The 3,100-nt window shown below is 67.4% G+C and carries 3 protein-coding genes; 2 read left to right on the top strand and 1 reads right to left on the bottom strand.

Going from position 1 to position 3,100, the window contains the following annotated elements; all coding sequences use genetic code 11:
* Positions 1–53 precede the first annotated feature (53 nt).
* On the top strand, positions 54–527 hold the full coding sequence (locus tag VE944_RS02070) for a pyridoxamine 5'-phosphate oxidase family protein (protein WP_324971545.1): 474 nt from the start codon (positions 54–56) through the stop codon (positions 525–527).
* Positions 528–587: 60 nt separating this feature from the next.
* Positions 588–1,253, top strand: coding sequence for a response regulator transcription factor (locus VE944_RS02065; protein WP_324971542.1), 666 nt, complete (start codon positions 588–590; stop codon positions 1,251–1,253).
* Positions 1,254–1,548: 295 nt separating this feature from the next.
* Here VE944_RS02065 and VE944_RS02060 read toward each other — a convergent pair.
* The coding region (locus VE944_RS02060) for an IS1182 family transposase (protein WP_324971539.1) at positions 1,549–3,100 on the bottom strand (1,552 nt) is incomplete at its 5' end.

Below are 3,100 nucleotides of genomic sequence, written 5' to 3'. Positions count from 1 at the left end.
GCTGAGTGGAGACCGGGCGAGAGCAACCTCGCACGCAAGGCTGGAGGCCACTGATGAGCACCACCCGCGCCCCGCGCATCCGCACGCTCGACCGCGCCGAGATCGACGCCATCCTGGCCCGCAACCACGTGGGGCGGCTGGCCTACGCGTGGAAGAACCACGTGGACATCGAGCCGCTCCACTACGTCTACGACGGCGGCTGGATCTACGGCCGCACCTCCGCCGGCACCAAGCTGGAGGCCACGGGGGAGACGTGGGCGCCCGTGGCCTTCGAGGTCGACGAGGTGGAGGCCATCTTCAGCTGGCGGAGCGTGGTCATCCACGGCGGCTTCTACGTCCTCCCCGCGGACGGCGCCGAGTGGGAGCAGGCCGAGTGGCGGCGCGGCGTGGAACTGCTCCGCCAGCTGATCCCCGAGACGCTCACGGACGACGATCCCGTCGCCTTCCGCACCGTGGTCTTCCGCATCGCCGTGCAGGAGGCATCGGGCCGCGAGGCCACCCCGGGCGACGCCGGTCCGCCGGCCTGACCGCGATCTCCGTCGTCCGCCGATTTTCGAATCTTCATCCCCCGAACGGGACCGAACCTCATGTCCGACAAGATCCGCATCCTCCTGGTCGACGACCACCCGGTGCTGCGCAGCGGCCTGGAGGCGCTGCTGGGGCTGGAGCCCGACCTGGACGTGGTGGGGCAGGCGTCCACGGGCGAGGATGGCGTGGAGCGGACGCGCGCGCTACGGCCGGACGTGGTGGTGATGGACCTGGCCATGCCGGGGATCGGCGGGCTGGAGGCCACGCGGCAGATCAACGCGCTGGAGACGGGCGCCAGGGTGCTGGTGCTCACCTCGCAGGCCGAGGAGGAGTTCCTCCTTCCCGTGCTGGAGGCGGGCGGAAGCGGCTACGTGCGCAAGACCAGCGCGGACGAGGACCTGATCCGCGCCATCCGCGCCGTGGCCCGCGACGAGGTGTTCCTCTACCCCAGCGCCACCCGCCTCCTCCTGCGCACCTACCGCGCGGTCGAGGAAAAGGGCGAGGCCAGCCCCATCGAGAAGCTCTCCGAGCGCGAGCGCGAGGTGCTGGCGCTGACCGCCGAGGGCTACAGCTCCGGCGAGATCGGCAAGAAGCTCTTTCTCTCCCCCAAGACCGTCGACACCTACCGCGCCCGCCTGATGCAGAAGCTCGGCCTCAGCCACCGCGCCGAGCTGGTGCGCCTCGCGCTCAACTCCGGCCTCCTGAAGCCCGCCAGCCAGGCGTAGCGATCAGGATCGATCGACGTCCCCGGATACGACCGCGCCCCCTCGCTGAGCCGAAGCGAGGGGGCGCGGTCGTTTCCGCAGATGTCGCCAAGTCTTTTGATTCGCCGCAGTTAAGCTGTCATTCTGAGGCCCAGGCCGTGTCAAAACCTCCCGCGGGCCTTCGCCCAGGAGCATCGGGGGGGTGAATGTGCGTCGCGAGGCTCGGAAACGGTGCAGAGCCGTCCAGGGCGTCCTGAGTGCGCTTGAGGGGGCTGAGAGGGCCGTAAAGGGGCTCCAATCGCCCCGAAAACCGCCCTCAGGCCGCTCGCGCGAGCGGCTGGGGAGCCATTTTCCGCTTCCGGAGCACTTCCAGGACACACTTCACCCCAAGCAGGTTCAAAACTCGCCTCATGTTGTACGCCAGCACCGCGAGGCTGAGCTCGCCGCGTACGTTCCGCAGCCCCTGCATCAGGAAGTAGCCCCCGTCCCACGCCCGCTTCATCGTCCCGAACGGATGCTCCACCGTGCTCTTGCGCTGCAGCATCAGCTCACTCCGCTCCTTCAGGCGCCGCGCCATCGCAGCCACCTGCTCCTCCTCCGGCGTCCGCATGATCCGCCGCCCATCCTTGGCTTTCGTGCACTGAGACCGAAGCGGGCAGTCCCGGCAGGCGGACCGGTTCGCGTAATACTTCAGCTCGCGGCCCTTCTTCACTTCCTTCGTGCACGGGCTCAGCCACTGCTTCGCGGGGCACTGGTACGCATCGCGCTTCGCCGAGTAGTTGAACGAGCCCTTCGTGAAGCGGCCCTGCTTCTTGTTCTTCGACGACGTTTTCGGCGCCGGCACGTACGGCGTGATCCCGTTCGCCTCGCACTCCACCACCTGCCGTTCGCTGTGGTAGCCCCGGTCGGCGCTCGCATCCAGCGTCTCCACCCCAAGCTCCGCCTTCGCCGCCATGGCCATCGGCGCCAGCTGCTCCAGGTCGTTCGCCTGGTCCGTCACGTCGTGCGCCACGATCAGGTGATGCTTCGAATCCACCGCGATCTGCACGTTGTAGCAGACGTCGATGTCACCGCGGATCTTCATCCGGCGGCTCTCCGGATCGGTGAGCGACAGCTGCGTCTCGCCGCTCTCCTTCAGCTGCTCCTGATAGCTCGCGTACCGCTTCTTCTTCTCTTGCAGCGCCTCGATCTTCTTCCGCAGGTCGGCGTCGGTCGCTCCCCCCTCCCCTTCCTCCGCCGCGTCCGCCTCCTCCAACTCCTTCAGGTATTCCGCGGCACGCTCGTCGATCATCGCCAGCAGCTTCTCCAACCGCGCCTGCGTGAAGTTGCGGTCCTTGTTGTTCACGGCGCGGAACTTCGATCCGTCGATGAACACCAGCGACGACCCGAACAGGTTCAGCTCCTTGCACAGCAACGTGAACTCGCGCGTGACCTGCTTCAGCGGCTCCGGATGCGCTCGCCGGAAGTTCGCGATCGTCTTATGGTCCGGCCGCAGCTTCCGCATCAGCCAGATCACCTCCAGGTTCCGGTGCGTCTCCACCTCCACCCTTCGGCTCGACCGCGTACGGTTCAGGTAGCCGTAGATGTACAGCCGCAGCAGGTCCCGAGGGTCGTAGGCCGTACGCCCGTCGATGCTCGGGATCGCCCGCGCGAACCCCAGCTTCGACATGTCCAGGCCGGCGACGAACGCGTCGATGAACCGCACCTCGTTGTCCTCCGATACGTACTCGTCCAGCGTCTCAGGAAACAGCACCTGCTGGTGCCGGTCCATTCCTGCGATGTAGCCGCCCATCCGCGCTCCCCTGGCTGGATCCGTCTCCTCCACACCAAAGTAGCACGCTCTGGGCACTTTTGACACAGCCTGGGCC

It is taken from the genome of Nostoc sp., assembly GCF_035638895.1.
Taxonomy (GTDB): domain Bacteria; phylum Cyanobacteriota; class Cyanobacteriia; order Cyanobacteriales; family Nostocaceae; genus Nostoc.
The sequence above is the reverse complement of the archived record's forward strand: the minus strand, read 5'-3'. Positions and strand labels throughout refer to the sequence as shown.

Excerpts from the sequence above, each read along its gene's own strand:
- VE944_RS02065 (WP_324971542.1), top strand. The coding sequence starts at position 588 with ATGTCCGACAAGATCCGCATCCTCCTGGTCGACGACCACCCGGTGCTG.
- VE944_RS02070 (WP_324971545.1), top strand. The coding sequence starts at position 54 with ATGAGCACCACCCGCGCCCCGCGCATCCGCACGCTCGACCGCGCCGAG.